Raw genomic sequence first — 26,789 nt, forward strand, 5'->3', positions numbered from 1 at the left:
ACCCGACCCAGGGATGACTGCGCGGTCCTCCGGCGCTCAGGTACGGGCCTGCGCCGGTGACTCCCCGCCCTCCAGGTCGCCCTCGGTGTCGAGGTAGGCCTGCTGCAGCTCGGCCAGCAGCGCCGGGTCGGGCTCGGCCCACATCTTCCGGTCGACCGCCTCCAGCAGCCGCTCGGCGATCCCGTGCAGGGCCCAGGGGTTCGACTTCTCCATGAACTCCCGGTTCTCGGGATCGAGCACGTAGGTCTGCGCCAGCTTCTCGTACATCCAGTCGGCGACCACCCCGGTGGTGGCGTCGTAGCCGAAGAGGTAGTCGACGGTGGCGGCCAGCTCGAAGGCGCCCTTGTAGCCGTGCCGGCGCATCGCGGCCAGCCACTTCGGGTTCACCACCCGCGCCCGGAAGACGCGGGCGGTCTCCTCGGTGAGCGATCGGGTGCGCACGGACTCCGGCCGGGTCGAGTCCCCGATGTACGCCGCCGGCGCACGGCCGGTCAGCGCGCGGACCGTCGCCACCATCCCGCCGTGGTACTGGAAGTAGTCGTCGGAGTCGGCGATGTCGTGCTCGCGGGTGTCCACGTTCTTGGCGGCGACGGCGATCCGCCGGTAGGCCGTCTCCATGTCCGGCCGGGCCTGCACGCCGTCGAGGCCGCGGCCGTAGGCGTAGCCGCCCCACACCGCGTACACCTCGGCGAGGTCGGCGTCCCCGCGCCAGTCGCGGGAGTCGATCAGCGACAGCAGGCCGGCCCCGTAGGCGCCGGGCTTGGAGCCGAACACCCGGGTGGTGGCCCGGCGGCGGTCGCCGTGGGCGGCGAGGTCGGCGTCGACGTGCGCCCGCACGTAGTTCCGCTCGGCGGGCTCGTCGAGACCGGCGACCAGGGTGACCGCGTCGTCGAGCATGGTCACCACGTGCGGGAAGGCGTCCCGGAAGAAGCCGCTGATCCGCACGGTGACGTCGATCCGCGGCCGGCCCAGCTCGTCCAGTGGAACGGGTTCGAGCCCCGTCACTCGCCGGGACGCCTCGTCCCACACCGGCTGGACGCCCAGGAGCGCCAGGATCTCGGCGACGTCGTCCCCTGAGGTGCGCATGGCCGAGGTCCCCCACACCGACAGCCCGACCGAACGCGGGAAGTCGCCGGTGTCGGCGCGGTAGCGGTCGACCAGCGACTCCGCCATCGCCTGGCCGGTCTCCCACGCCAGCCGTGAGGGCACGGCGCGCGGGTCGACCGAGTAGAAGTTGCGGCCGGTCGGAAGCACGTTTACCAGCCCGCGCAGCGGCGAACCGCTGGGGCCGGCCGGCACGTAGCCGCCCTCGAGCGCGTGCAGGGTTGCGTCGAGCTCGTCGGTGGTCCGGGCCAGCCGGGGCACCACCTCGGCGACGGCGAACCGCAGCACCGCCGCGACCGCCTCGTCCGACCGGCCGAGCACCTCGTGCACGACGTCGTCGACGGCTGCGGGGGTCCATGCGCGCGACTCCATCGCGACGACCAGCGCCTCGGCGAGCGCCTCGATCCGGTCGGTCTCGACCCGCCCGGCGGTGCCGTCCTCGACCAGACCCAGCGCCTCGCGCAGACCCGGAAGTGCCACCGAGCCGCCCCAGATCTGCCGGGCACGCAGCATGGCCAGCACCAGGTCGACCCGGTCCTGCCCGCTGGGCGGCGTCCCCAGGACGTGCAGGCCGTCCCGGATCTGGCTGTCCTTGATCTCGCAGAGCCACCCGTCGACGTGCAGGATCATCTCGTCGAAGTGGTCGTCCTCCGGGCGCTCGGCCAGGCCCAGATCGGCGTCGAGCTTGGCGGCCTGCAGCAGGGTCCAGATCTGCGCGCGGACGGCAGGCAGCTTCGCCGGGTCCATGGCCGCGATGTTGGCGTGCTCGTCGAGCAGCTGCTCCAGCCGCGCGATGTCGCCGTAGGAGTCGGCGCGGGCCATGGGCGGCACCATGTGGTCGACCAGCGTCGCGTGCGCGCGGCGCTTGGCCTGCGAGCCCTCGCCGGGGTCGTTGACCAGGAACGGGTAGACCAACGGCACGTCCCCGAGGGCTGCGTCGGGGCCGCACGAGGCGGAGAGGCCGACGGTCTTGCCCGGCAGCCACTCCAGGTTGCCGTGCTTGCCGACGTGCACGATCGCGTGCGCGCCGAATTCCGACCGCAGCCACCAGTACGCGGCCAGGTAGTGGTGCGACGGCGGCAGGTCGGGGTCGTGGTAGATCGCGATCGGGTTCTCCCCGAAGCCGCGCGGCGGCTGGACCATCACCACGACGTTGCCCGCGCGGAGGGCGGCGAAGACGATGTCGCCGCCGTCCACGAACAGCGAGCCGGGCGCCTCGCCCCAGTGCTCGGTCATCGCCTCGCGCAGGTCGGCGGGGAGCGTGTCGAAGAAGTCGCGGTAGCGCTCGGCCGGGATGCGCACCGGGTTGCCGGACAGCTGCTCCTCGGTGAGCCAGTCGGCGTCCTGGCCGCCGGCCGCGATGAGCGCGTGGAAGAGAGCGTCGCCGTCCAGCTCGGCGACGCCAGGCAGCGCGCCAGGGCCGTCGAAGGGCCCGATGTCGTACCCCTGACCCTGCATCGCGGCCAGCAGCCGGACCACGGAGGCGGGGGTGTCCAGGCCGACGGCGTTCCCGATCCGCGCGTGCTTGGTCGGGTAGGCGCTGAGCATCACCACGATCCGCCGCTCGGCCGGCGGGGTGTGCCGCAGCCGGGCATGGGCGACGGCGGTGCCGGCCACCCGCGCCGCCCGTTCGGGATCGGCGACGTACTGCGTCAGCCCGTCGGAGTCGGTCTCCTTGAAGGAGAACGGCACAGTGATCAGCCGGCCGTCGAACTCCGGGATGGCGACCTGGTTGCCGACGTCGAGCGGGGAGAGCCCGTCGTCGTCGGCCAGCCACTCCGCGCGGGACCGGGTGAGGCACAGGCCCTGGATCACGGGCACGTCCAGCGCGGCCAGCGCGCCGACGTCCCACGCGCCGTCGTCCCCGCCGGCCTGCGCGGTGGCGGGCCGCGAACCCCCGGCCGCCAGCACGGTGACGACCAGGGCGTCGGCGGTGCGCAGCGTCTCCAGCAGCTCCGGGCCCACCGAGCGGAGCGAGGAGGTGAACACCGGCAGCGCCTGCCCGCCGGCGTCCTCGATCGCACGGCACATCGACTCCACGAAGCCGGTGTTCCCGGAGAGGTGGTGCGCCCGGTAGTAGAGGACGGCGACCCGCGGGCCGCTCGTCGTCCGCGGCGTTCGCTCCAGCACTCCCCAGTCGGGCGCCACCGCCGGCGGCTCGAAGCCCTCGCCGGTCAGCAGCACGGTGTCGGACAGGAACCGCCGCAGCTGCACGAGGTTGTCCGGGCCGCCCTGCGCCAGGTAGCCGTGCGCCTCCGTGGCCACGCCCATCGGCACGGTGGAGAGCTCCATCAGCTCGGCGTCGGGCACCTGCTCGCCGCCGAGGACGACGACCGGCGCGGGCCCGGCGAGCAGGGGCGCCAGCATCTCCTCGTACTGCCGCCGCACCCCGAGGATCCGGACGACGACGAGCGCGCTGCCGGCAGCGAGCGCGGCGATGCCCGGAGCGTCCAGCCGCGCGGGGTTGCCCAGCCGCCAGCCTGTACCCGAGGCGCGGGCGGACAGCAGATCGGTGTCGCTGGTGGACAGCAGGGTGAAGGCAGGGTCGCTCACGGCGCGTTCCTCACTCGGGGTCCGCGCCCCGGGTCGTCGGGCACGGCAGCCGGAGTGTCTGGCTCAGCCGGCCCCCGAGTTCGGGGCCGGGCTCACAGTGGCGGGACCGCGTCGGATTCGCACCGACTTCCTCGCTGACTGCCGTGGTGTGCGCCGGACGCTACCGGTCCACCGCACCGCGGCGCGCATCCAGTGGCGGTGCCGCCCGCGAAGAGCAGGTGTCCGCCGGTCCGCCCGAGGGAGTCGCCATGACCCTGCGCCCGCATCTCCGCCGCTCCACCACCTCTGCCCCCCGCTCGGCATCCCCCGCGACGCCCGCCGGTGCGGAGCCGCCCGGCAGCCGGGTCCATCTGGTGCACCGCACCGGGGCGGTGCTGGTCGCCACGGTGATCGCCGTCTTCGGGGTGCTCGGCTTCGCCGGCGGTCTGGACTTCTTCTCGACCGAGGGCGAACGGATCCTGGGCCTGTCCAGCAACGGCCTGCTGTCGACGATCTCGCTGGTCACCGCCGCTGTGCTGGTGGGTGCGGCGCTCAGCGGGCCGCGCATCGCCTCGACGGTGATGATCGTCGTCGGCGTGCTGTTCCTGGTCTCGGCGCTGGCCAATCTGGCGGTGCTGCAGACCGAGCTCAACTTCCTGGCGTTCCGGCTGAGCAACGTCGTGTTCTCCGTGATCGCCGGCTTCCTGCTGCTCGTGCTGGGGACCTACGGGCGGGTGAGCGGGAACCTGCCGTCGGACAGCCCCTACGCCCGCCGGGTCGACGGGGATGACCCCGACGGGGCCGACGAGTTCCCCTCCACCCCGGCGGAGTTCGCCGCGGAGAAGGCGATGCGCGCGGCCGAGACCGCCGTCGTGCAGCACGTGGCCTCCGCCGAGCAGCGCCGCCGGGTGGAGGCGATGGCGCAGGTGCGCAGCCGCTCCGAGCGACGGCGGGTGTGGATGTCGTTCGACGGCCGGCCCTAGTCGGGGGTCGTAGCCTCGGACCGCGATGACCCCTCTCCCGCTCCGCGACCGGGCGGACGCCTGCCCCGGCGCGCTCCAGACCCACGCCGCTGCCGACGGCGCCCTCGCCCGGGTCCGGGTCCCCGGGGGCGTGCTCACCGCCGTGCAGCTGCGGGTGCTCGCGACCGCCGCGCGCGAACTCGGCGACGGCGCCCTGGAGCTGACCAGCCGAGGGAACGTGCAGCTCCGCGGCCTGGACCAGGGGGCCGCGCCGGAGCTCGGCAACCGGCTGGCAGCGGCCGGGCTGCTGCCGAGCGCGACCCACGAGACGGCGCGCAACGTGCTGGCGAGCGTGCTCTCCGGCCGGTCCGGCGGGCTGCTCGACGTCCGGTCCTGGGTGCCGGCCTTCGACGCCGGGCAGTGCGGCGATCCGGAGCTGGCGCGGCTGCCCGGCCGTTTCCTCGCCGCGTTCGACGACGGCCGCGGAGACGTCGCCGGGCTGGGTGCCGACATCGGCCTGCTGGCCCTGGACCGGAGCACGGTCGCGCTGCTGCTGGCCGGCGTCGACAGCGGACTGCGCACCGACCCCGACGGGGCGGTCGCGCTCGCGCTGGCCGCGACCCGCGCTTTCCTCGACGTGCGCGAAGCGGACGGCGGCACCGCCTGGCGGGTGGGCGAACTGGCCGACGGCTCCGCCCGTATCGCGGCCGCGCTGGGCGGCGCGCACGCCGAGCCCCGACCCGTTCCGCCGTCGCCCGCCGTCAGCCCGGCCGGCGCCGTGCGCCAGGACGACGGCCGCACCGCGCTGGTCGCCGTCGTCCCGCTGGGCCGGCTGACCGCGGAGCAGACCGAGCTCCTCGCCAGCACCACGGCCACCGAGGTGCAGCTGACGCCGTGGCGCAGCGTCGTCGTCCCGGACCTGCCGGACGCGTCGGCGATGGCCGGGCTCGCGGCCGCCGGGCTCGTGCTGGACCCCGGCAGCCCCTGGCTCCGGGTCACCGCGTGCGCCGGACGGCCCGGGTGCGCGAAGTCGCTGGCCGACGTCCGGGGCGACGTCGTGGCGGCGGTGACCGCCGGAGAGCTCCCGGCGGACGGCGCCCGGCAGCACTGGGTCGGCTGCGAGCGGCGCTGCGGTCGCCCGCAGGGAGACGTCGTGGACGTGGTGGCGACGCCGACCGGCTACTGGATCGCCTGAGCGGCTTCCTCCGCAGAGAGCCTGCGTCGCCTTCGTCAAGGCCTGCCTGAGATCTGTGGACAAGCCGCTGACCTGCGAGAACAGGTAGCCGCAGGACTCGCGAAGCGGTACTGTTCGTACGTGTGTTCGACCGTTTGCGAGACACCGCTGGAGTGCCTCGACGGCGCTCTGCAGGCGCTCGCCGGTCAGGATCTGAAGTCCAGCTTCGGGCCGGCGATGCTCGAACGGTCGGCCGTGCTGGTACGGGCGCGGAACCGCCTGGACGCCGATCTGGCCCGCAGCGTGCGCGAGGGCGAGCTGACCCAGGCCCCCGAGCACGACGGGAAGGCGTCGATGGCCTCCTGGCTGCGGGGGCACCACCGGCTGTCGCAGGGTGCGGCCGCCCAGATCGTGCGCAACGGCCGTGCTCTGGAGTCGTTGCCCGTCCTGGCCGCGGCGGCTGCGGCGGGGGCGGTGAGCCCGGAGGCGGTGTCGGTGATCGCGCCGGTCGCCTCGGCGGAGAACCTGGCCCGGGCGCAGGCGCAGGGCGTGGACGTCGCGGCGATCGACGCCGCGCTCACCGATGCCGCGGTGCGGGCTCCGCACACCGAACTGGTCCAGGTCGTGAAGCACTACCTTCAGCGGCTCGACCCCGACGGAGAGGAACCCGACCCCACCGAGCAGCGCAGCCTGACCGTCTCGCGGGACAGCAAGGGCTTGGTCGTCGGCCGGTTCGTGCTCGACGAGGTGGGCGGGGAGAAGTTCCAGGCCGCGATCGAGTCGATCGTGCAGGCCTGCCGCCCCGCCGGTGACACCCGCAGCCGCGCCCAGCAGGCCGGGGATGCCCTGGTGCAGCTGTGCGACAACGTGCTGGCGTCCGGCAGCCTGCCCACGCTGCGCGGGCACAAGCCGCACGTCGGGGTGCTCATCGACCACGAGGACCTGATGGACACCTCCCCCGGTGCCGGGGCCGGGCGCACCACGTTCGGCGGCATCATCTCCGCGGCCAAGGCCCGCTGGCTGGCCTGCGACGGCGCCGTCACCCGCATCGTGATCGGCCCCGAAGGCCAACCCCTCGACCTCGGTCAGACGAAGCGGCTCTTCCCGCCACACCTGCGCAGGGCGATCGAGGTCCGGGACCAGCACTGCGTGTTCGCCGGCTGCGACGCCCCCTCCTACTGGTGCGACGTCCACCACGTCATCCACTGGATCGACGGCGGGGACACCTGCCTCGAGAACGGCGCTCTGCTGTGCGAGCGGCACCACACCAAGGTCCACCACGGCTTCCGGATCGAGCGACAAGCCGACGGCCGATGGCGCACGTTCCGCCCGGACGGCACCGAGATCCTCATCCTTCCCCGCATCACCGACGAGCCGGTCACCACCCGCGCCGGCTGACCCGCCCCGGCGGCCGGCCTGCGTTCCCGGGACGTAGCCTCTGCGCCCGATGGAGCTGCACGAGTACGAGAAGGACGGCGCCGAGATCTACCGGCAGTCGTTCGCCACCATCCGCGCCGAGGCCGATCTCGCCGCCCTCCCGGAGGACGTGGCACGGGTCGCGGTGCGCATGATCCACGCCTGCGGGCAGGTCGACCTGGTCGATGACCTGGCCTTCGCCCCCGCCGTGGTCGAACGCGCCCGCGCGGCGCTCGACGCCGGCGCACCGGTGCTGTGCGACGTCCAGATGGTCGCCTCCGGGATCACCCGACGACGGCTGCCGAAGGACAACGACGTCCTCTGCACGCTCAACGACCCGCGCACCCCCGGCCTCGCCGCGGAGCTCGGCACCACCCGCACCGCCGCCGCGCTGGAGCTGTGGCGGGACCGGCTGGGCGGGGCCGTCGTCGCCATCGGCAACGCGCCCACCGCGCTGTTCCACCTGCTGGAGATGGTGGCCGCGGGCGGGCCCCGGCCGGCGGCCGTGCTCGGCATCCCGGTGGGCTTCATCGGCGCCGCCGAGTCCAAGGACGCCCTCGCCGCCTCGAACCTGGACTTCCTCGTCGTGCGGGGCCGCCGCGGTGGCAGCGCCATCACGGCCGCGGCCGTGAACGCGATCGCGAGCGACGTCGAATGACCGGGCGCCTGTACGGGGTCGGGCTCGGCCCGGGCGACCCGGAGCTGGTCACCGTGAAGGCCGCCCGGCTGATCGGCGCGGCCGACGTCGTCGCCTTCCACGCCGCGCGGCACGGTCGCTCGGTCGCCCGCGGGATCGCCGCGCCCTACCTGCACGAGGGCCAGATCGAGGAGCTGCTGGTCTATCCGGTCACCACCGAGACGACCGACCACCCCGGCGGCTACCAGGGCGCCATCGACGAGTTCTACGAGGCGGCGGCCGCCCGGCTGGCCGCACACCTGGAGGCCGGTCGCGACGTCGTCGTGCTGGCCGAGGGCGACCCGTTCTTCTACGGCTCGTACATGCACATGCACAAGCGGCTCGCGCACCGGTACCCGACCGAGGTCGTCCCGGGCGTGACCAGCGTCAGCGGCGCCGCGGCGGCCGTCGGCCGGCCGCTGGTGGAACGCGACGAGGTGCTCACCGTCCTGCCCGGCACGCTGGGTGCCGACGAGCTCGCCGAGTGGCTGTCGACGACGGACTCCGCCGCCGTGATGAAGCTTGGGCGCACGTTTCCGCAGGTCCGCGAGGCGTTCGACCAGGCGGGCGTCCTCGACCGCGCGCTGTACGTCGAGCGTGCGACGACCGAGGGGCAGCGGACCCTCCCCCTCGCCGAGGTGGACCCGGAGAGCGTCCCCTACTTCTCGCTGGTGCTGCTGCCCAGCCCGCTCATCGGTGAGCTGCCGATGGCCGAGCGGGCCGCCGACGGCGACGGGCCCGCCGGCGAGGTCGTCGTCGTGGGGCTCGGCCCCGGCGCGCGGTACTGGACGACCCCCGAGGCCGCCGACGCACTGGCCACCGCCGAGGTGCTGATCGGCTACGGCCCCTACCTGGACCGGGTGCCGGCCAACCCGCGCCAGGAGCGGTTCCCGACCGACAACCGGGTGGAGGCCGAGCGCGCGGCCCACGCGCTGGAGCTCGCCCGCGCGGGACGGCGGGTGGCCGTGGTGTCCAGCGGGGACCCCGGCGTCTTCGCGATGGCCGCCGCCGTCCTCGAGGTGGCCGGCCGGCCGGAGTTCGCCGGCGTTCCGGTGCGGATCGTTCCGGGGCTGACCGCGGCCCAGGCGGTGGCCTCGAAGGTCGGCGCACCGCTGGGCCACGACTTCTGCGTGCTGTCGCTGTCCGACGTCCTCAAGCCGTGGGACGTCGTCGTCGACCGGCTGCGGCACGCGGCGGCCGCCGACCTGGTGATCGCGCTCTACAACCCGCGGTCGAAGCACCGCCCGCACCAGCTCGGCGAGGCGCGGGAGGCGCTGCTGGAGGTCCGGTCGCCAGAGACCGTGGTCGTGGTCGGCCGGGACGTCGGCGGCCCCGAGGAGCGGCTCACCGTGACGACCCTGGGCGATCTGGATCCGGAGACGGTGGACATGCGGTGCCTGCTGATCATCGGCTCGTCCCAGACGCGCGTGGGGCCGTCGGGCCTGGTCTGGACGTCGCGGAGCTACCCCGGGGCCGCTCCGCGGTGACAGGCTGACCCCGTGGCACGACGAGCTCGGGGCACCCGGTCACCGGTCCGGCCGGGAGCGGCCCTCGCGCTTCTCGTCCTGGCCGGCTGCAGCGAGGGCGGACCCCCGCAGGCGTGCAGCCTGGTCATGCTCGTGACGGCGGTGAGCGTGGACGTGAGCGCGCTCGACGTCGATCCGCGGACGGTCGGCGCCAGCCTGTGCGTCGAGAGCGACTGCGGTGCCCGTGACCCCTGGTACGAGGGCTCGCCGGTCGAGGAGACCGTGCACCGGATCGAGCCGCGCATCCCCGACCGGGACGAGGTCGAGGTGCGCGTCACGCTGACCGATCCCGGCACCGGCGGGGAGCTGTACCGCGGCAGCGGGACCGTACGCACCGAGCTGGTCGAGCCCAACGGACCCGGCTGCGGGGAGACGCGGGTCCTGCCCGCGGTCACCGCCGATCCCGACGGCACCCTGCACGCCTGAACGGGTGACGTCGGTCAGGGGAGGACGGTGATCCCTGCTCCGGCCAGTCCGCCGACCGAGATCCGAGCCGGTCCGTGCTCCGCGTCCTCCGGCACGACGATGACCACGGTGCCGTCGTAGGTCGTCCCCGTGCTGCGGACGTCGCCCAGCGTCTCCGGGGAGCCCTCGCCCTGGAAGAACTGGACGTCGACGTCGCTCAGCGAGCGCTCCGGGTCGGGTGCGGAGGGGTCGCCGTCCCGGCACTCGAGAGGACCGGTCACGGAGACGGTCGTCCGCCATCGCATGGCGGCGACCGTCCTCGTCCCCCGCCAGTCAGTCAACGGATGTGGTCGGATCGAGACCGGCGCGCAGCCAGGTCAGCGCCTCGTCGACGGTCGCGACCGTCGGCACCCCGGCCGGCAGCGGCGGGCGCCGGACCAGCACGACCGGCAGCCCGAGCTCGCGGGCAGCGGTCAGCTTGGCCTCGGTCAGGGACCCGCCCGAGTCCTTGGTGACGACGACGTCGACCCGGTGCTCGCGCATCAGCGCCAGCTCCTCGTCGACGGTGAACGGACCGCGCGCCAGCACCACCGTGGTCCGCGCGGGCAGCGGCGGCTCCGGAGCGTCGACGGAGCGCACGAGGCAGTGCGCCGTCAGTCCGGCGAAGGCACCCAGCCCCTGCCGGCCCGTCGTGAGGAAGACGCAGGAAAAGCCGTCGACGGCCGCCGCGGCGTCAGCCAGCGACCCGACCCACCGCCAGTCGTCGCCCGGCTGCTCGGACCATCCGGGGCGCTGCAGGCGGAGCAGCGGAACGCCGGTGACCTCGGCCGCCCGCGCCGCCGAGGCGGTCATGACGGCGGCGAACGGGTGGGTCGCGTCGACCACCGCGCGCACCGGGTGGGCCCGCAGCCAGTCGGTCAGCCCCTCGGCGCCGCCGAAGCCTCCGACGCGCACCTCGCCCGCCGGCAGCGCGGGATCGGCGACCCGGCCGGCCAGCGAGGTCAGCACGTCGACCCCATCGGCGACCAGCGCCGTGGCCAGCCGTCGCGCCTCCCCCGTGCCCCCGAGGACCAGCACCCGGCCGGTCACCGGAAGCGTCCAGGCATGCTGATCGCGTGAGTCGGGACGGCGCCACGGGGCTGCGCTACGGATGGACGACGGGCGCCTGCGCGACCGCGGCCACCACCGCCGCGTACACGGCGCTGCTCACCGGCGAGTTCCCGGACCCGGTCGTGATCGACCTGCCGCATGACAAGCACCCGTCGTTCGCGCTGGCCAGGGAGGCGCTGGACGGCGGCGCCGCGACCGTCGGCGTGGTCAAGGACGCCGGCGACGACCCCGACGTCACCCACGGGGCGCTCGTCTCGGCGCGGGTGACCCACGGCGAACCGGGCACCGGGGTCACCTTCCGTGCCGGGGAGGGCGTCGGCACCGTGACCAAGCCGGGGCTTCCGCTGCCGGTCGGCGAGCCCGCGATCAACCCGATGCCGCGGCAGTTCATGCGCGAGCACGTCGCGGCGGTCGCCGCCCGCCACGGGGGCACCGGCGACGTCGTCGTCGAGATCTCGGTCGAGCACGGCGAGGAGCTGGCCCGCAAGACGTGGAACCCGCGGCTGGGCATCCTGGGCGGGCTGTCGATCCTGGGCACGACCGGCGTCGTCGTCCCGTACTCGTGCTCGTCGTGGATCGACTCGATCCGTCGCGGCATCGACGTGGCCCGGGCGGCCGGGCACGAGCACGTGGCCGGGTGCACCGGCTCGACCAGCGAGCGGGTGGTCACCGAGCTCCACGGGCTCCCCGAGGACGCGCTGCTGGACATGGGCGACTTCGCCGGTGCGGTGCTGAAGTACCTCCGGCGTCACCCGGTTCCCCGCCTGACGATCGCCGGCGGGATCGGCAAGCTGGCCAAGCTCGCCGATGGTCACCTCGACCTGCACTCGGGCCGCTCGCAGGTGTCCACGGAGTCGCTGGCCGCTCTGGTCCGCGACGCCGGCGGCGCACCCGAGCTGGTGGAGGGCGTGCGGGCGGCGAACACCGCGCTCGACGCGCTCCAGCAGTGCCAGGCGGCCGGTCTGCCGCTCGGCGACCTGGTCGCGGCCGGCGCCCGGGAGACCGCCCTCGGCGTCCTCCGCGGGGCGCCGGTCGAGGTGGACGTCGTCGTCATCGACCGCGGCGGCACGATCGTGGGCCGCGCTCAGCGGCATCTCGTCGTCGAGTAGAGGTGGCTGTCGGGGAACTCCCCCGCGGTCAGCACGGCTCCGACGATGACGACCGCCGTCCGCTTCACCCCGGCGTCGGCGACCTGCCCGGCGATGTCGGCGAGGGTGCCCCGCAGGATCAGCTCGTCGTCCCGGCTGGCCCGGGCGACCACCGCCACCGGGCAGTCCGCGCCGTAGTGCGGCACGAGCTCTGGCACCAGCTCGGCGATCCGCTGCACGGCCAGGTGCAGCACCAGGGTCGCCCGCGAGGCGCCGAGCGTTGCCAGGTCCTCCCCCTCCGGCATCGGCGTCGAGCGGGCCGAGGTGCGGGTCAGGATCACCGTCTGACCCACGCCCGGCACGGTGAGCTCCCGCTTCAGCGAGGCGGCGGCCGCGGCGAACGCCGGCACCCCGGGGACGACGTCGTAGGGCACGCCCAGCGCGTCCAGCCGGCGCATCTGCTCGGCCATCGCGCTGTAGACCGACGGGTCGCCGGAGTGCAGCCGGGCGACGTCGTGACCGGCCTCGTGCGCGGCCAGCAGCTCCGCGGTGATCTGGTCCAGGTCGAGGTCGGCGGTGTCGACCAGCCGGGCCCCGGCCGGAGCGGTGTCCAGCAGCTCGCGCGGCACCAGGGCGCCCGCGTAGAGGCAGACCGGGGCCGCGGCGATGATCCGGGCCGCGCGCAGCGTGACCAGGTCGGCGGCACCGGGGCCGGCTCCGATGAAGTGCACCGTCATGGCTTGACTCCCGACCAGATCGTCACGGGCATGGCCGGCTTCCAGCCGGTGAAGCCGCCCACCGGGGCGGCGGTGGCGACGCCGAGCCGGACCAGCTCACCGCCCTCCCGTGCATGGCGCTCGGCGAGCACCGCCTCGCTCTCCAGCGTGACGGCGTTGACCACCAGCCGGCCGCCGGTGGGCAGGGCGTCCCAGCACGCGTCGAGGACGCCAGGAGCGGTCGCTCCCCCACCGACGAAGACCGCGTCGGGCGCGGGCAGGCCGGCCAGCGCCTCCGGCGCCCGGCCGTGGACCACCCGGAGGTCGGGCACACCGAGCCGGCCGGCGTTCCGCCCGATCCGCGCGGCCCGGTCGGGGTGCGCCTCGACCGCGACCGCGCGGCACGACGGGTGCACGCGCATCCACTCGATCCCGATGGACCCGGCCCCCGCGCCGACGTCCCACAGCAGCTGACCCGGCAGCGGGGCCAGCCGGGCGAGCGTCACCGTCCGGACGTCGCGCTTGGTCAGCTGGCCGTCGTGCTCGTAGGCGTCGTCGGGCAGCCCCGGTGTCGTCGGCAGCGGCACGCTGCCGGGGTCGGCGACCACCTCGACGGCGGTCAGCACCAGCGGATCGGTCTCGGCGTGCGGCCACTCCGCCGCGGTTCCGGCGAACCGCCGCTCGTCCGGGCCGCCCAGCTGGGCCAGGGCCGTGACCCGGCTGGCGCCGTAGCCCCAGGCCACGAGACGGTCCGCCACCGCGGCGGGCGAGCGCGTGTCCGACCCGAGAACCAGCAGTCTCCGGCCCGGGGTCACGTGCGGGGCGAGCAGCTCGACCGGCCGGCCGACGACCGTCACGACCGTCGTCTCCTCGACCGCCCAGCCGAGCCGCGCGCAGGCCAGGGTCACCGACGAGGAGTGCGGGACGACGTCCACGACCTCCGGTCCGAGCGCCCGGACCAGCGAGGTGCCGATGCCGGAGAACATCGGGTCGCCGCTGGCCAGGACGACGACGCGACGGCCGGGGTGCGTCTCGCGCACCGCGGCGAGCGCCGGGCCCATCGGCGAGGGCCAGGGCACTCGTTCGGCGGTCACCGACGCCGGCACCAGCCCCAGCTGGCGGGCGCTGCCGCGCAGCACGTCGGCCGACTCGATCGCCCGGCGAGCCGTCGGGGAGAGCCCGTCCCAGCCGTCGGCGCCGATGCCCACGACGGTCACCGGCGCAGGGCTTCCCCGCTTCTCAGCACGCACGACGGGCGATCCTAGGCACCGGCCCTCCGGGGCCGGTTGACACGATGGGCGGCGATGGACACCTCGATCGCGACCGGCCTGGCGCTGGGCGCCGCCGCCGACCTGCTGTTCGCCGACCCCCGGCGCGCCCATCCGGTGGCCGGCTTCGGCACGGTCGCCGCCGCGCTCGAGCGGGCGGTCTGGCGCGACTCCCGGGCGGTCGGCACCGGCCACGCGCTCGGGCTGGTCGCGGCGGCGTCCGGGCTCGGATCGCTGGTCGACCGCAGCACGCGGAGCTCCCCGATCGCCCGGACGCTGACCACCGCCGCGGCGACCTGGGCCGTCCTCGGGGGCACCTCGCTCGGCCGCGCGGCGACCCGGATGCGAACCGCGCTGGAGGCCGGCGACGTCGACGCCGGCCGCGCGGCGCTGCCGGCGCTGGCCGGCCGGGACCCGCGGGCGCTCGGGGTGGACGGGCTGGCCCGCGCGACCGTCGAGTCCGTCGCGGAGAACACCTCGGACGCAGCGGTCGCCCCGCTCTTCTGGGGCGCGGTCGCCGGTCTTCCGGGGCTGCTCGGCTACCGGGCGGTGAACACCCTCGACGCGATGGTCGGCCACCGGTCGCCCCGCTACGAGCGGTTCGGCTGGGCGTCGGCGCGCCTGGACGACGTCGCCAACTGGCTGCCGGCCCGGCTCACCGCCGCACTGACCGTCGTCTGCGCCGGGGCCACGGGGGGCTCCGCGACCGGCGCGCTGCGCACCTGGCTGCGCGACGGCGCGGCGCATCCGAGCCCGAACTCCGGTCGGTGCGAGGCGGCGGCGGCGGGCGCGCTCGGCGTTCGGCTGGGCGGGCGGAACGTGTACGGCTCCCGGGTCGAGGACCGTCCGTTCCTGGGGTCGGGCCGGCCGCCGACGGCCGCCGACATCGGCGCCGCCGTCCGGCTGTCGAGGGCCGTCTGGATCAGCGCTGCGGTCCTCGCGGTGGTCACCCGGCTGATGCGGGGCCGGTCGTGAGCGGGGCGCTGCTGGTCGCCGGCACCACCTCGGACGCCGGCAAGTCGGTGGTCACCGCGGGCATCTGCCGGTGGCTGGTGCGCGAGGGCGTCTCCGTCGCGCCGTTCAAGGCCCAGAACATGAGCAACAACTCCATGGTCACCCTGGACGGCGCGGAGATCGGCCGGGCGCAGGTCATGCAGGCAGCCGCCGCACGGGTCGAGCCCGAGGCGGCGATGAACCCGGTGCTGCTCAAGCCCGGCGGCGACAACTCCAGCCAGGTCGTCGTCCTCGGGCGGGCGGTCGCCGATGTGACCGCGCTCAGCTACCGGCCGATGAAGGCCGCGCTGCTGGAGCAGGTGCTGACCAGCCTGGCCGACCTTCGCTCCCGCTTCGACGTGGTGATCTGCGAGGGCGCGGGTTCCCCCACCGAGATCAACCTGCGCGCCGACGACATCGCCAACATGGGCCTGGCGACCGCCGCCGAGCTCCCCGTCCTGGTGGTCGGCGACATCGACCGGGGCGGGCTCTTCCCCGCGCTCTACGGCACGGTCGCGCTGATGCCGCCGGCCGACCAGCGGCTGGTCGCCGGGTTCCTGGTCAACAAGTTCCGCGGCGACGTCCGCCTGCTGGAACCCGGCCTGGTCGAGCTGGAGCGGCTCACCGGCCGTCCGACGCTCGGGGTGCTGCCCTGGCTCGGCGGGCTGGAGCTCGACGTCGAGGACTCCCTCGGCGTGCCGACCGGAGGCGCGATGATCGCGCCGCCGCACGGCGAAGACGTGCTCCGCGTCGCGGTCGCCCGGCTGCCCCGGCTGTCGAACTTCACCGACCTCGACGCGCTGGCCGCCGAGCCCGGGGTCCTCGTCCGGTACGTGACCCGACCCGAGGAGCTGGCCGACGCCGACCTCGTCGTCCTCCCCGGCACGCGGTCGACCGTCGCCGACCTCGCCTGGCTGCGGGAGACGGGCCTGGCCGAGGCGGTGCGCCGGCACGCCGCCGCCGACGGCCCGGTCCTCGGCATCTGCGGCGGCCACCAGATGCTGGCCCGCACCATCACCGACGACGTCGAGTCCCGCGCCGGCACCGTCGCCGGGCTCGGCCTGCTGCCCACCGACGTCCGGTTCGCCCCCGAGAAGACCCTGGGACGGCCGTCGGGAACAGCCCTCGGGCAGCCCGTCGACGGTTACGAGATCCACCACGGGGTGGTCACCGTGGACTGGAACTCCGGCACCCCTGCCGCCGAGCCGTTCCTCGACGGCGCCCGGGCGGGGTCGGTCCTCGGCACCACGTGGCACGGCGCGCTGGAGAACGACGGGTTCCGGCGGGCCTTCCTCGCCGAGGTCGCGCGCACCACCGGTCGCCGGTTCGTCCCCGCTCCGGACACGGATTTCGCCGCGGTCCGCGAGGCCCGCCTGGACCGTCTCGGCGACCTCGTCGCCGAGCACGCCGACACCGCGGCGCTCTGGCGGCTGATCGAGACCGGAGCTCCGCCGGACCTCCCGCTCCTGCCGCCGGGCTCGGCCGCGGGCTGACCCCGGGGCTGTCGGTCCGGGCACCGGTTGTGGTTCCATGACGCCGCCACACGCGACGGCAGTGGAGGAAGCCCGGTGAGATTCCGGCGCGGTCCCGCCACTGTGAGCCGGTTCTCCGGTTAGTCAGGAACTCCCGCCGTCGCGCTCCTGCCACCTCCGGGCGTGGACACCCGGGGAGAGGACCGTGCTCCGTGCGCCGTTTTTCGGCATGACGTACCCCTTCAGCGCCGTCGTCGGCATGGACGACATGCGGCTGGCCCTCCTGCTCAACGCCGTCTCCCCCGCCGTCGGCGGCGTGCTGGTGCGCGGCGAGAAGGGCACGGCGAAGTCGACGACCGTCCGTGCGCTGGCCGCCGTGCTACCGCCGGTCGCCGTCGTTCCGGGCTGCCGGTTCGCCTGCGATCCCGCGGCACCCGACCCGGCCTGCCCCGACGGCCCGCACGAGCCCACCGCCGGCGGCCCCGCCCGTTCGGCCCGGCTGGTCGAGCTGCCCGTCGGCGCCTCGGAGGACCGGGTCGTCGGCTCGCTGGACCTGGAGCGCGCGCTCACCGAGGGCGTCAAGGCGTTCGAGCCCGGCCTGCTGGCCGCCGCCCACCGCGGCGTGCTCTACGTCGACGAGGTCAACCTGCTGCACGACCACCTGGTCGACCTGCTGCTGGACGCCGCCGCGATGGGCACCGCCTACGTCGAGCGGGAGGGCGTCTCGGTCCGGCACGCCGCCCGCTTCCTCCTCGTCGGGACCATGAACCCGGAGGAGGGCGAGCTGCGGCCGCAGCTGCTCGACCGGTTCGGCCTCACCGTCGAGGTGGCCGCGCCGCGCGACCCCGCCCAGCGCGCCGAGGTGGTGCGCCGCCGGTTCGCCTCCGACGCCGACCCGGCCGGGTTCGCCACGACGTGGGCGACGGAGGAGACCGCGCTGGCCGACCGCATCGCCGACGCCCGCGCCCGGCTGCCGCACGTCGTGCTCTCCGACGCCGCGCTCCAGCAGGTGACCGCGGTCTGCGCCGCCTTCGACGTCGACGGCCTGCGCGCCGACCTGGTCACCGCCCGCGCCGCGATCGCGCACGCCGCCTGGTGCGGCCGCGACGAAGTGACCGAGGACGACGTGCGCGTGGCCGCCCGCCTCGCGCTGCCGCACCGCCGCCGGCGCAACCCGTTCGACGCCCCTGGGCTCGACGAGGACCTCCTCGACTCGACGCTGGCCGACAGCCGCCCCGACGACGGCCCGGACGACGACGGCCCCGACGACGACGGCCCGGAGGACGACGACCGCGGAAGCGACGGCCCCGGCGACGACGGCGGCACTCCTCCCCCGCCCTCCGGCACCCCCGACGGCCCGGCCCCCGAGGGCCGAGATGGCCACGATGGCCCTGAGTCGGCGGGCGAGCCGACCACCTCGCCCCGGGGCGAGGGCGGAGGTTCCGCCGACGCCGCACCGGCACCCGACCGGGCCGCCGTCGCACCGTCGGACCCGTTCCGCGCGCGCCGCCTGGAGGTGCCCGGCATCGGCGCCGGCGCCTCGGGCCGCCGGTCGCGGGCCCGCTCGGAGCGCGGCCGCGTCGTCGGGTCCACCCGCCCGGCCGGCACCGTCACGAAGCTGCACCTGACCGGCACCGTGCTGGCCGCCGCGCCGCACCAGCGGGCGCGCGGGCGCACCGGCCCCGGCCTGCGCATCGCCCGCGAGGACCTGCGCCAGGCCGTCCTCGAGGGTCGCGAGGGCAACCTCGTCCTCTTCGTCGTCGACGCCAGCGGCTCGATGGGCTCCCGGGCCCGGATGGGCGCGGTCAAGGGCGCGATCCTGTCGCTGCTGCTGGACGCCTACCAGCGCCGCGACAAGGTCGGACTGGTCACCTTCCGCGGCGCGGCGGCCGAGGTCGCCCTGCCGCCCACCTGGTCGGTGGAGGCGGCGGCCGCCCGGCTCGCCGAGCTGCCCACCGGCGGGCGGACGCCGCTGGCCGCGGGGCTGATCGAGGCGCAGCAGGTCCTCCGCCGGGAGCGGATCCGCGATCCGCAGCGCCGGCCGCTGCTCGTCGTCGTCACCGACGGCCGGGCCACCGGGGCACGCGGAGGTGCCGCGCTGACCGAGGCCCGCACCGCCGCGGCGCTGCTGGCTGCGACGGGCACGGCCGCGGTGGTCGTCGACTGCGAGTCCGGCCCGGTCCGCCTCGGCCTGGCCGCCACGCTGGGGACGGCGCTCGGCGCGCAGACCCTCCGGCTCGACGAGCTCGCCGCCGACTCGCTGGCCGCCACGGTCCGCGGCGCGAGGGCCGCCTGATGCCGCAGGGACAGGTCGCCGTCACCCCGCAGGACGGGCTCACCACGCGGCAGCGGCGCAACCGCCCGCTGCTCGTCGTGCACACCGGCGAGATGAAGGGCAAGTCCACCGCGGCGTTCGGCATGGCTCTGCGCGCGTGGAACCAGGGCTGGTCGACCGCGGTCTACCAGTTCGTCAAGAGCGCCAAGTGGAAGGTCGGCGAGGAGAACGCGCTGACCGCACTGGGCCGGGTGCACGAGCAGACCGGCGAGGGCGGCCCGGTCGTCTGGCACAAGATGGGCTCGGGCTGGAGCTGGTCGCGCCGCCAGGGCAGCGAGGTCGACCACGCCGCCGACGCCGCCGAGGGCTGGGCGCAGATCAAGCGCGACCTGGCCGCCGAGGCACACCGCTTCTACGTGCTCGACGAGTTCACCTACCCGCTGAAGTGGGGGTGGGTCGACGTGGACGACGTCGTCGCGACGCTGACCTCCCGGCCCGGCACCCAGCACGTGGTGATCACCGGCCGCGACGCCCCTGCGGCGTTGATCGAAGCGGCGGACCTGGTGGTCGAGATGACCAAGGTCAAGCACCCGATGGACGCGGGCCAGAAGGGTCAGCGAGGCATCGAGTGGTGAGCAGGGGCGGGCGGGGGACAGCACGGATCGTCGTGGCGGCCCCGAGCAGCAACGCGGGCAAGACGTCGGTGGCCACGGGGCTCGTCGCCGCCTTCACCGCCCGCGGGCTCACCGTCTCGCCGCACAAGGTCGGCCCCGACTACATCGACCCCGGCTACTCCGGTCTCGCGGCCGGCCGCCCGGGCCGCAACCTGGACCCCTGGCTGGTCGGCGAGGAGCGCATCGCGCCGCTGTTCCTGCGCGGCGCGATGCACCCGGGGCCGGCCGACGTCGCCGTCGTCGAGGGCGTGATGGGCCTGTTCGACGGCGCCAGCCACCCGTCGGTCGAGCCGGGCTTCGCCTCCACCGCGCACGTCGCCGGGCTGCTGCGGGCGCCGGTCGTGCTCGTCGTCGACGCCTCCTCGCAGGCGCGGTCCGTGGCCGCGCTGGTGCACGGGTTCGCCACCTTCGACCCCGCCGTCCGGCTCGGCGGCGTCGTCCTCAACCGGGTCGGCAGCGACCGGCACGAGTCGATCCTGCGCGAGGCGCTCGGCGCGGCCGGGGTGCCGGTGCTCGGCGCGGTCCGCCGGATGGAGCAGCTGCACACACCGTCCCGGCACCTGGGCCTGATCCCGGCGGCCGAGCGGTCGGACGCGGCGCTGGCGACCGTCCGCCGGCTGGGCGAGGTCGTGGCCTCCTCCGTCGACCTCGACGCCGTGCTCGCCCTCGCCCGCTCCGCTCCTCCGCTGGACGCCCGCCCCTGGAATCCCGCCGCCGAGGTCGCCACCAGCCCGGGCCGGCCGCGGATCGCGGTCGCCGGCGGTCCCGCCTTCACCTTCGGCTACGCGGAGAACACCGAGCTGCTCGAGGCCGCGGGAGCGGAGGTCGTGACCGTCGACCCGCTGCGCGACGAGGTACTGCCACCCGGCACCGCAGGGCTCGTGGTCGGCGGCGGCTTTCCCGAGGTGCACGCCGCCGAGCTGTCGGCCAACGAGTCGCTGCGCGCCGAGGTCGCGGCGCTCGCGGCCCGGGGCGCACCGGTGGCCGCGGAGTGCGCGGGGCTGCTCTACCTGGCCCGCGAGCTCGACGGCGTCCCGATGTGCGGAGTGCTCGACGTGGCGACGGCGATGTCGCCCCGGCTCACCCTCGGCTACCGGTCGGCGGTCGCCGTGTCCGACTCGGTGCTCGCACCGGCCGGCACCCGCGTGCGCGGCCACGAGTTCCACCGCACGCACGCCGACCCGCCGGCCGGCCGCGACGGCGCCTGGCGCTGGTCGGAGGCCGGCCCCGAGGGGTTCGTCGCCGGCAGCGTGCACGCCTCCTACCTGCACCTGAACTGGGCCGGCAGTCCGCAGCTCGCCTCCCGCTTCGTCACCGCCTGCGCCCGTCGATCGGAGCACGCCCGTGCACATCGCTGAAGGCTTCCTGCCGGTCGGGCACGCGGTCGGCTGGACGATCGCCGCCGCACCGTTCGTCGTGCACGGCGCCCGGGCCGTCGTCAGGGAGGTGCGGGAGAACCCGGAGGCGACGCTGCTGCTCGGCGCGGCCGGGGCCTTCACCTTCGTGCTCAGTGCCATCAAGCTGCCGAGCGTCACCGGAAGCTCCAGCCATCCGACCGGCACCGGCCCCGGAGCGATCCTCTTCCGGCCACCGGTGATGGCGCTGCTGGGCACCGTCGTCCTGCTGTTCCAGGCACTGCTGCTGGCGCACGGCGGGCTGACCACCCTGGGAGCCAACGCGTTCGCCTTCGCCGTGGTCGGACCGTGGGTCGGCTACGGCGCCTACCGGCTGACCAGAGCGGTCGGCGCGGGGCTCCTCCCGGCCGTCTTCGCGGGAGTCGCGCTGGCCGACCTGGCCACCTACGTCACCACCTCCGTCCAGCTGGCTCTGGCGTTCCCCGACGCCGGGAGCGGCCTGGCCGGCGCGCTGGTCAAGTTCCTCGGCGTCTTCGCCGTCACCCAGATCCCGCTGGCCGTCGGCGAGGGGCTGCTCGGCGTCCTGCTGTTCCGCGCGCTGACCGGAAACGCCCGGCCCGAGCTCGAGCGACTCGGCATCCTGACCCCCGCTCCCACCGGGAGTGCCGCGTGACCCGCCGAACCCTGGTCAACGCGCTGCTGGTCCTCGCCGTCGTCGCGCTCTTCGCCGTACCGCTCCTGCTGGACGGCGGCACCTCCGAGTACGGCGGCACCGACGCCGCCGTGACCGAGGAGCTGGAGGCCGGGGGCCACACCCCCTGGTTCGATCCGCTGTTCAGCCCGGCCGGTGAGGTCGAGTCGGGGTTGTTCGCCCTGCAGGCCGCGCTCGGGGCCGGCGTGCTCGGCTACGTGCTCGGTCTGCTGCGCGGCCGCCGCCAGGCCGCCGAACCGCGGTGACCGGTCTGGCCGTGGACGACGCGGCGTGGGCCAGCGCCTGGCGCCGGCGCGCCCCCGGCGACAAGCTGCTGCTCTGCGGCGGCCTCGTCGTCACCGCCCTCGTGCTCCCGGCGTGGCCGGGCAGCCTGCTGGTCGGCATCGCCGCGGTGGGGCTCGCCCTGGGCCCCGCCCGGGTGCCCGCCCGCACCTTCGGCCGGGCGGTGCGCTGGCCGCTGGCGTTCGTGGCAGTCGGCGCGGTCACCGCGGTCGTGCAGATCGGTAGCGGCGGGCCCGGCTGGGCACCGGACGCGGCGGCCACCGCCGGTTCCCTCGTCGGGCACGCGATGGCCGGGGGCGCCGCGGTGCTGCTCCTGGCGACGACGACGCCGATGTCGGATCTGCTCCCCGCCCTGCGCCGCGCGCGGGTGCCGGCCGCCGTCGTCGAGGTCGCCTCGGTCGTCTACCGGCTGCTGTTCGTGCTGCTGGACAGCCTGCGCACCATCCGCGAGGCACAGGCCGCGCGGATGGGGTACTCCTCGCTGCGCCGCTCCTACCGCTCCTCGGGCGCCCTGGCCGCCGCCGTCCTGGTCCGCTCCTGGGACCGCGCCCGCAGGATGCAGGACGGGCTGGCCGGACGGGGCATGGAAACCGGCCTGCGGGTGCTGCCCGAGACGCTGCCCTCCTCCGCCCTGTTCCTCACCGCCTCGGGCGCCGGGATCGCCGGCATCGTCACCGCCTCGCTGGTGCTGGCATGAGCCACCGCGCGCTGGCCGCCGAGGGGCTGGTCGTCGGGTACGGGCCGGGCAGCCGCGTGCTGGACGGCGCATCGCTGACCGTGCCCGCCGGACGGCGGCTCGCCGTGCTCGGAGCCAACGGCTCGGGCAAGACCACGCTGCTGCGCTGCCTGTCCGGGGCGCTGCGCCCGGCCGCAGGCACCGTCACCGTGGACGGCGTCCCCGTGGCGTACACCCGCTCCGGCCTGCGGGCGCACCGGCAGACCGTCCAGCTCGTCCTGCAGGACCCCGACGACCAGTTGTTCAGCGCCTCCGTGGCGCAGGACGTCTCGTTCGGCCCGCTCAACCTGGGGCTCGACGAGCAGGAAGCGCGCGCCCGGGTGGACGAGGCGCTGGACCTGCTCGCCGTCGACGACCTGTCGGCGCGCCCCACCCACCAGCTGTCCTTCGGCGAGCGCAAGCGGGTCGCCATCGCAGGCGCTGTCGCCATGCGGCCGTGCGTGCTGCTGCTCGACGAGCCCACCGCCGGCCTCGACCCGGCCGCGGTGGCCGAGACGCTGACAGCGCTTGCCAGGCTGCAGGAGAACGACTCCACCGTGGTCATGAGCACCCACGACGTCGACCTCGCACTCCGGTGGGCGGACGAGGTCGCGGTGGTGGTGGACCGGGGAGTCGTCCAGGGTCCCCCCGACGAGGTCCTGGCGGATCCGGCCCTGCTCGGGCGCGCGCGACTGGACCGGCCGTGGGCGCTGACGCTCGGAACGAGGCTGCGCGGGCTGGGCCTGCTGCCACCCGGCGCCCTTCCGCGAACCGCAGGAGACCTGCTGGCCGCACTGCCCGAGCCGGGAGCCCGCCCGTGATCACCGTGGGCGTGGGGACGACGAGCGGAATCGGCGCCGAGGAAGTGCTCGCCGCCGTGGACGCGGTGCTGCCGGCCGACAGCACCGACGTGCGGCTGTCCACCCTCGACGCCCGACTGCGGGAACCGGGACTGCAGGAGGCGGCGATGCGCCGGGGCTGGCGGCTCGTCGGGCACCCCGCGTCCGCCCTGGCCCGCGTCCCCGTGCCGACCCCGTCCGACCGCGTCGCCGCCACCGTCGGCACCCCGTCGGTGGCCGAGGCCGCTGCCCTGCTCGACGGCGGCACGCTGACGGTGCCCAAGACGGCGCTCGGCCGCGTGACCGTGGCAGTGGCAGTGGCAGGGGCAGAGGCAGAGGCAGAGGTGCCGGGCGCATGACCGACCTCTCCCACCACGGCGACGCCGAGCTGGCCCCCGGGCTGATCGACCTGGCGGTCAACGTCCGCGTCGCCGCGCCGCCGGAGTGGCTGCGCGCCGTCCTGCACGCCTCGATCGATGCCGCCGCGGCCTATCCGGACCCTGGCCCCGCCCGGGCGGCGGTCGCCGCCGCCTCCGGCCGCCCGGTCGACGAGGTGCTCCTCACCGCGGGGGCGGCCGAGGCCTTCGTCCTCGTCGCCCGGGCGGTGCGGCCCCGCCTCGCCGCCGTCGTCCACCCGTCGTTCACCGAACCCGAGGCGGCACTGCGGGCGGCCGGCCACCCGGTCACCCGAGTCGTCCTGCGGGCCGAGGACGGATGGCGCCTCGACCCGTCGGCCGTCCCCGAGGATGCCGACCTGGTCGTGCTCGGCAACCCGACGAACCCGACCTCCGTGCTGCACCCCGCGACGGTGGTCGCCGAGCTGGCGCGGCCAGGACGGGTCCTGCTGGTCGACGAGGCGTTCGCCGACACGATTCCGGGAGAGCCGGAGTCCCTCGCGTCCCGGCGGGACCTTCCGGGTCTGGTCGTGGTGCGGAGCCTGACCAAGACCTGGGGGCTGGCGGGTCTGCGGGTCGGCTACGCGCTCGGCCCGGCGCAGCTGGTCGCCCGGCTGGCCGCGCAGCAGCCGCACTGGCCGGTGTCCACACCCGCGCTCGCGGCGCTGGCCGCCTGCAGCACGGCGACCGCACGTGCCGAGGCCGACGCCGCTGCCCGCGACCTCGAGAGCCGGCGCGCCGCCCTGCTCGCGGAGCTGCCCCCATCCGTGGTGGTCGAGGGGTCCCCGCGCTCGTCCTTCGTGCTGCTCCGCGTCCCCGACGGCGGCCGCGTCCGGGAGGAGCTCCGGCGGCGGGGCTGGGCGGTGCGCCGCGGCGACACCTTCCCCGGCCTGACCACCGACCACCTCCGCATCGCCGTGCGCGAGCCGGACGTCTCGCGGGCATTCGCCGAGGCGCTCACCGCCGTCCTCCCATCCGATCCCGACCCCGAGGAGGTCCCGTGAGCACTACGTCGCCGCTCCGGCCCGTTCCGCTGCACCCCGTCGGCCTCCGCCTGCAGGGCCGGCGGGTGGTCGTCGTCGGGGGCGGTCCGGCCGCCTACCGGGCCGCGGCCGGGCTCCTCGACGCCGATGCGCTGGTCACCGTCGTCAGCGCCACGGTCGTTCCCGCCCTGGAGTCGATGGCCGCGGCGGGTTCCGCGTCGTGGACCCGCCGTTCCTATGCGTCAGGAGACCTGGACGGCGCCTGGTACGCCGTGGCGGCGACCGGTGAGGCCGCGGTCGACGAGGTCGTCGTGGGCGACGCCGAGGACCGCCGGATCTTCTGCACGCGCCTCGACGACCGGGAGAACTCCTCCGCGCTCCCCGACTCCCTGCTCCCGCCGGCGGAGGAGCGGCCCGCGCACGAGGGCCGGTCCGGCCGCGTCGTCCTGGTCGGCGGCGGACCCGGCGACCCCGGTCTCATCACGGTGCGCGGACAGCAGGCCCTGTCGCTCGCCGACGTGGTCGTGGTCGACCACCTCGCCCCCCGGACGCTCGTGGCCGGCCTCCGCCCCGACGTCCGGCTGGTGGACGCCTCGAAGCTGCCCCGGGGACGCGCCATGCCGCAGGAGCAGATCAACGAGGTGCTGGTGTCCTCCGCGCGGGAGGGAAAGCAGGTCGTGCGGCTCAAGGGCGGGGACCCGTTCGTGTTCGGCCGGGGCATGGAGGAGGTGCTCGCCTGCGTGGCCGCCGACGTCCCGGTCGAGGTGGTGCCAGGCGTCACCAGTGCCGTGGGCGTACCCGGGATCGCCGGCATCCCGGTGACCCACCGCGGGCTCACGCACGAGTTCGTCGTCGTCTCCGGGCACGTTCCGCCGGGTCATCCGCAGTCCCTGGTCGACTGGTCGGCGATCGGCCGTCTGCGGGGCACCGTGGTCGTCCTCATGGGCGTCGACACCGCGGCGGCCATCGCCGCCGCGCTCGTCGAACACGGGCGCCGGCCGGCCACACCGGTCGCCGTCGTGACCGACGGGACGACCGCGCGGCAGCGGACGATCCGCACGACCCTGGCCGACCTCGGGGGCACGCTCCGGGACGAGGAGGTACGGCCGCCGGCGGTATGGATCGTCGGCGAGGTCGTCGACCTGGCGGCGAGGGGATGCGCCGGGGCCCCGCAGCGCGGTCAGCGCGAGGTGCGCGCGTCCTCCTCGTGACCGGCGACCATGCGCGCGGCGACGTCGCGGAGCTTCTCGTTGTTCCGCTGGCTCGCGACCTTCAGCATGTCGAAGGCCTCCTCCGCGGTGCACCGGCGCTGCGCCATCAGCAGGCCGACCGCCTGGCCGATCACCTGCCGGGTCACCATGCCCTGGTTCAGCAGGTCGACCACCTCGTCCCGCTCGGCCATCTGCCACGCCACCGCCAGCGCGCCGGCGGCCTGGCCGGCCCACGTGTGTCCGGCCACCTCGTCCGCGGAGGTGAACGCGTCCGCCTCCCGCGCGTACAGGTTCAGCGCCCCGCGCCCGCGGTTCCCGACCTCGAGCGGAAAGGACAACGACGAGCGCACCCCGGCCTCGATCGCGCGCTGCGGATAGCGCCCCCATCGCTGCTCGGTCGCCATGTCGGCGACCGTGACGCGCTTCCCGGTCCGCATCGCCTGCAGGCAGGGACCGTCGTCCAGCTCGTACTGGCGCTCGTCGCCGGCTGCAGCGAGCTCGCCGCTGTAGGTCACGGTCATCCCGCGCCCCGCCTGCTCCAGGGTGAGCCCGCACGCCTCGGCGCCGGGGGTCTGCTCCACCGCCCAGGCGACCAGCGAATCCAGGAAGGTCGCGACGTCCGCGAACTCGTCCAGCAGTGCCAGGACGTCCTGGCTCTCCTCTGCCACCGGCCCCCGGCCCGGCTCGACCACGCTTGTCCGTCCCTTTCGGTTGTGCCCCACCAAACTCGGCAAAGTATGCCTGGCCGGATGCCCCCGCGCCACGATCTCGGCGGCAGGTCGCCGACGACACGCCGCGGGAGAGGCGTGCGCCACATCCGCCGCCGGTCCGGTTCGAACCGTCGCGGAGTGGGCATGAGCCGCCCAGCGTGCACGGGTGAAGCAGCCACCCCGGCCCGCCCCTCGA

Annotated in this window: 25 protein-coding genes and 2 riboswitches; of the genes, 19 read left to right on the plus strand and 6 right to left on the minus strand. The window is 75.5% G+C overall.

Annotation, left to right across the window (positions count from 1 at the left end; translation table 11 throughout):
- Positions 1-36: 36 nt before the first annotated feature.
- Positions 37-3,657, minus strand: a complete 3,621-nt coding sequence (gene cobN / locus LBW97_RS03995; RefSeq protein WP_224498101.1) for a cobaltochelatase subunit CobN — start codon at positions 3,655-3,657, stop codon at positions 37-39.
- A 52-nt stretch (positions 3,658-3,709) separates the two neighbouring features.
- Positions 3,710-3,790, minus strand: a riboswitch (cobalamin riboswitch).
- A 115-nt stretch (positions 3,791-3,905) separates the two neighbouring features.
- Here cobN and LBW97_RS04000 point away from each other — a divergent pair.
- The 6 genes from LBW97_RS04000 (at position 3,906) to LBW97_RS04025 (ending at position 9,816) form a co-directional block, all read left to right on the plus strand.
- The gene (locus tag LBW97_RS04000; RefSeq protein WP_224498102.1) at positions 3,906-4,619 is read left to right on the plus strand and encodes a DUF4383 domain-containing protein; all 714 of its coding nucleotides are present in this window, start codon (positions 3,906-3,908) and stop codon (positions 4,617-4,619) included.
- Positions 4,620-4,644: 25 nt separating this feature from the next.
- Positions 4,645-5,793, plus strand: coding sequence for a nitrite/sulfite reductase (locus tag LBW97_RS04005; protein WP_224498103.1), 1,149 nt, complete (start codon positions 4,645-4,647; stop codon positions 5,791-5,793).
- 120 nt (positions 5,794-5,913) lie between these two features.
- On the plus strand, positions 5,914-7,170 hold the full coding sequence (locus LBW97_RS04010) for an HNH endonuclease signature motif containing protein (RefSeq protein WP_224498104.1): 1,257 nt from the start codon (positions 5,914-5,916) through the stop codon (positions 7,168-7,170).
- A 55-nt stretch (positions 7,171-7,225) separates the two neighbouring features.
- Positions 7,226-7,846, plus strand: coding sequence for a precorrin-8X methylmutase (locus LBW97_RS04015; RefSeq protein ID WP_304505405.1), 621 nt, complete (start codon positions 7,226-7,228; stop codon positions 7,844-7,846).
- Positions 7,843-9,351: a precorrin-2 C(20)-methyltransferase gene (locus LBW97_RS04020; protein WP_224498106.1), complete on the plus strand. Its 1,509-nt coding sequence runs from the start codon at positions 7,843-7,845 to the stop codon at positions 9,349-9,351. Before LBW97_RS04015 ends, LBW97_RS04020 begins: the two co-directional genes overlap by 4 nt.
- A 12-nt stretch (positions 9,352-9,363) precedes the next feature.
- Positions 9,364-9,816: a hypothetical protein gene (locus LBW97_RS04025; protein ID WP_224498107.1), complete on the plus strand. Its 453-nt coding sequence runs from the start codon at positions 9,364-9,366 to the stop codon at positions 9,814-9,816.
- 14 nt (positions 9,817-9,830) lie between these two features.
- On the opposite strand, the gene LBW97_RS04030 is transcribed toward LBW97_RS04025, so the two are convergent.
- Positions 9,831-10,076, minus strand: a complete 246-nt coding sequence (locus LBW97_RS04030; RefSeq protein ID WP_224498108.1) for a hypothetical protein — start codon at positions 10,074-10,076, stop codon at positions 9,831-9,833.
- A 52-nt stretch (positions 10,077-10,128) separates the two neighbouring features.
- Entirely contained in the window at positions 10,129-10,884 is a 756-nt protein-coding gene (locus LBW97_RS04035) for a cobalt-precorrin-6A reductase (protein ID WP_224498109.1), read from the minus strand.
- Between the two features lie 26 nt (positions 10,885-10,910).
- Here LBW97_RS04035 and LBW97_RS04040 point away from each other — a divergent pair, with 26 nt between their 5' ends.
- Positions 10,911-12,014 carry a cobalt-precorrin-5B (C(1))-methyltransferase gene (locus LBW97_RS04040; RefSeq protein WP_224498110.1) on the plus strand — a complete coding sequence of 368 codons (1,104 nt, stop codon included), beginning with the start codon at positions 10,911-10,913 and terminating at the stop codon, positions 12,012-12,014.
- Here LBW97_RS04040 and cobM read toward each other — a convergent pair.
- Positions 11,990-12,730, minus strand: coding sequence for a precorrin-4 C(11)-methyltransferase (gene cobM / locus LBW97_RS04045; protein ID WP_224498111.1), 741 nt, complete (start codon positions 12,728-12,730; stop codon positions 11,990-11,992). The genes LBW97_RS04040 and cobM overlap by 25 nt on opposite strands.
- Positions 12,727-13,959 carry a precorrin-6y C5,15-methyltransferase (decarboxylating) subunit CbiE gene (cbiE, locus tag LBW97_RS04050; protein WP_224498112.1) on the minus strand — a complete coding sequence of 411 codons (1,233 nt, stop codon included), beginning with the start codon at positions 13,957-13,959 and terminating at the stop codon, positions 12,727-12,729. Before cbiE ends, cobM begins: the two co-directional genes overlap by 4 nt.
- A 54-nt stretch (positions 13,960-14,013) precedes the next feature.
- Between cbiE and LBW97_RS04055 the strand changes: the two genes are divergently transcribed.
- The 12 genes from LBW97_RS04055 to cobA all read left to right on the plus strand — a co-directional run bounded on the left by LBW97_RS04055 (position 14,014) and on the right by cobA (position 25,883).
- Positions 14,014-14,952 carry a cobalamin biosynthesis protein gene (locus LBW97_RS04055; protein WP_224498113.1) on the plus strand — a complete coding sequence of 313 codons (939 nt, stop codon included), beginning with the start codon at positions 14,014-14,016 and terminating at the stop codon, positions 14,950-14,952.
- Positions 14,949-16,463 (plus strand): cobyric acid synthase, encoded by a 1,515-nt coding sequence (locus LBW97_RS04060; RefSeq protein WP_224498114.1) that lies wholly within the window; start codon positions 14,949-14,951, stop codon positions 16,461-16,463. Before LBW97_RS04055 ends, LBW97_RS04060 begins: the two co-directional genes overlap by 4 nt.
- Before the next feature lie 24 nt (positions 16,464-16,487).
- A riboswitch (cobalamin riboswitch) is annotated at positions 16,488-16,619 on the plus strand.
- A 52-nt stretch (positions 16,620-16,671) separates the two neighbouring features.
- Complete coding sequence (locus tag LBW97_RS04065) at positions 16,672-18,738, plus strand: putative cobaltochelatase (protein WP_224498115.1); 2,067 nt, start codon at positions 16,672-16,674, stop codon at positions 18,736-18,738.
- Complete coding sequence (cobO, locus tag LBW97_RS04070) at positions 18,738-19,352, plus strand: cob(I)yrinic acid a,c-diamide adenosyltransferase (RefSeq protein ID WP_224498116.1); 615 nt, start codon at positions 18,738-18,740, stop codon at positions 19,350-19,352. The genes LBW97_RS04065 and cobO overlap by 1 nt, the downstream gene beginning before the upstream one ends.
- A gap of 32 nt (positions 19,353-19,384) precedes the next feature.
- A complete protein-coding gene (locus tag LBW97_RS04075) occupies positions 19,385-20,749 on the plus strand; it encodes a cobyrinate a,c-diamide synthase (RefSeq protein WP_224498117.1) in 1,365 nt (454 codons plus the stop codon).
- Positions 20,736-21,419, plus strand: coding sequence for an energy-coupling factor ABC transporter permease (locus tag LBW97_RS04080; protein WP_224498118.1), 684 nt, complete (start codon positions 20,736-20,738; stop codon positions 21,417-21,419). Before LBW97_RS04075 ends, LBW97_RS04080 begins: the two co-directional genes overlap by 14 nt.
- Positions 21,416-21,703 carry an energy-coupling factor ABC transporter substrate-binding protein gene (locus tag LBW97_RS04085; protein WP_224498119.1) on the plus strand — a complete coding sequence of 96 codons (288 nt, stop codon included), beginning with the start codon at positions 21,416-21,418 and terminating at the stop codon, positions 21,701-21,703. The genes LBW97_RS04080 and LBW97_RS04085 overlap by 4 nt, the downstream gene beginning before the upstream one ends.
- The gene (gene cbiQ / locus LBW97_RS04090) at positions 21,700-22,437 is read left to right on the plus strand and encodes a cobalt ECF transporter T component CbiQ (protein ID WP_224498120.1); all 738 of its coding nucleotides are present in this window, start codon (positions 21,700-21,702) and stop codon (positions 22,435-22,437) included. Before LBW97_RS04085 ends, cbiQ begins: the two co-directional genes overlap by 4 nt.
- Complete coding sequence (locus tag LBW97_RS04095) at positions 22,434-23,276, plus strand: energy-coupling factor ABC transporter ATP-binding protein (protein WP_224498121.1); 843 nt, start codon at positions 22,434-22,436, stop codon at positions 23,274-23,276. The genes cbiQ and LBW97_RS04095 overlap by 4 nt, the downstream gene beginning before the upstream one ends.
- Positions 23,273-23,653, plus strand: a complete 381-nt coding sequence (locus LBW97_RS04100) for a cobalamin biosynthesis protein (protein ID WP_224498122.1) — start codon at positions 23,273-23,275, stop codon at positions 23,651-23,653. The genes LBW97_RS04095 and LBW97_RS04100 overlap by 4 nt, the downstream gene beginning before the upstream one ends.
- Entirely contained in the window at positions 23,650-24,693 is a 1,044-nt protein-coding gene (gene cobC, locus LBW97_RS04105) for an Rv2231c family pyridoxal phosphate-dependent protein CobC (protein ID WP_224498123.1), read from the plus strand. The genes LBW97_RS04100 and cobC overlap by 4 nt, the downstream gene beginning before the upstream one ends.
- Positions 24,690-25,883 carry a uroporphyrinogen-III C-methyltransferase gene (cobA, locus tag LBW97_RS04110; RefSeq protein ID WP_224498124.1) on the plus strand — a complete coding sequence of 398 codons (1,194 nt, stop codon included), beginning with the start codon at positions 24,690-24,692 and terminating at the stop codon, positions 25,881-25,883. The genes cobC and cobA overlap by 4 nt, the downstream gene beginning before the upstream one ends.
- Here the strand turns inward: cobA and LBW97_RS04115 are convergent.
- A complete protein-coding gene (locus tag LBW97_RS04115) occupies positions 25,853-26,575 on the minus strand; it encodes a GAF and ANTAR domain-containing protein (RefSeq protein ID WP_224498125.1) in 723 nt (240 codons plus the stop codon). The two genes, cobA and LBW97_RS04115, sit on opposite strands and share 31 nt — an antisense overlap.
- Positions 26,576-26,789 lie beyond the last annotated feature (214 nt).

This window comes from Blastococcus sp. LR1 (assembly GCF_020166105.1).
In the GTDB taxonomy this organism is placed as follows: domain Bacteria; phylum Actinomycetota; class Actinomycetes; order Mycobacteriales; family Geodermatophilaceae; genus Blastococcus.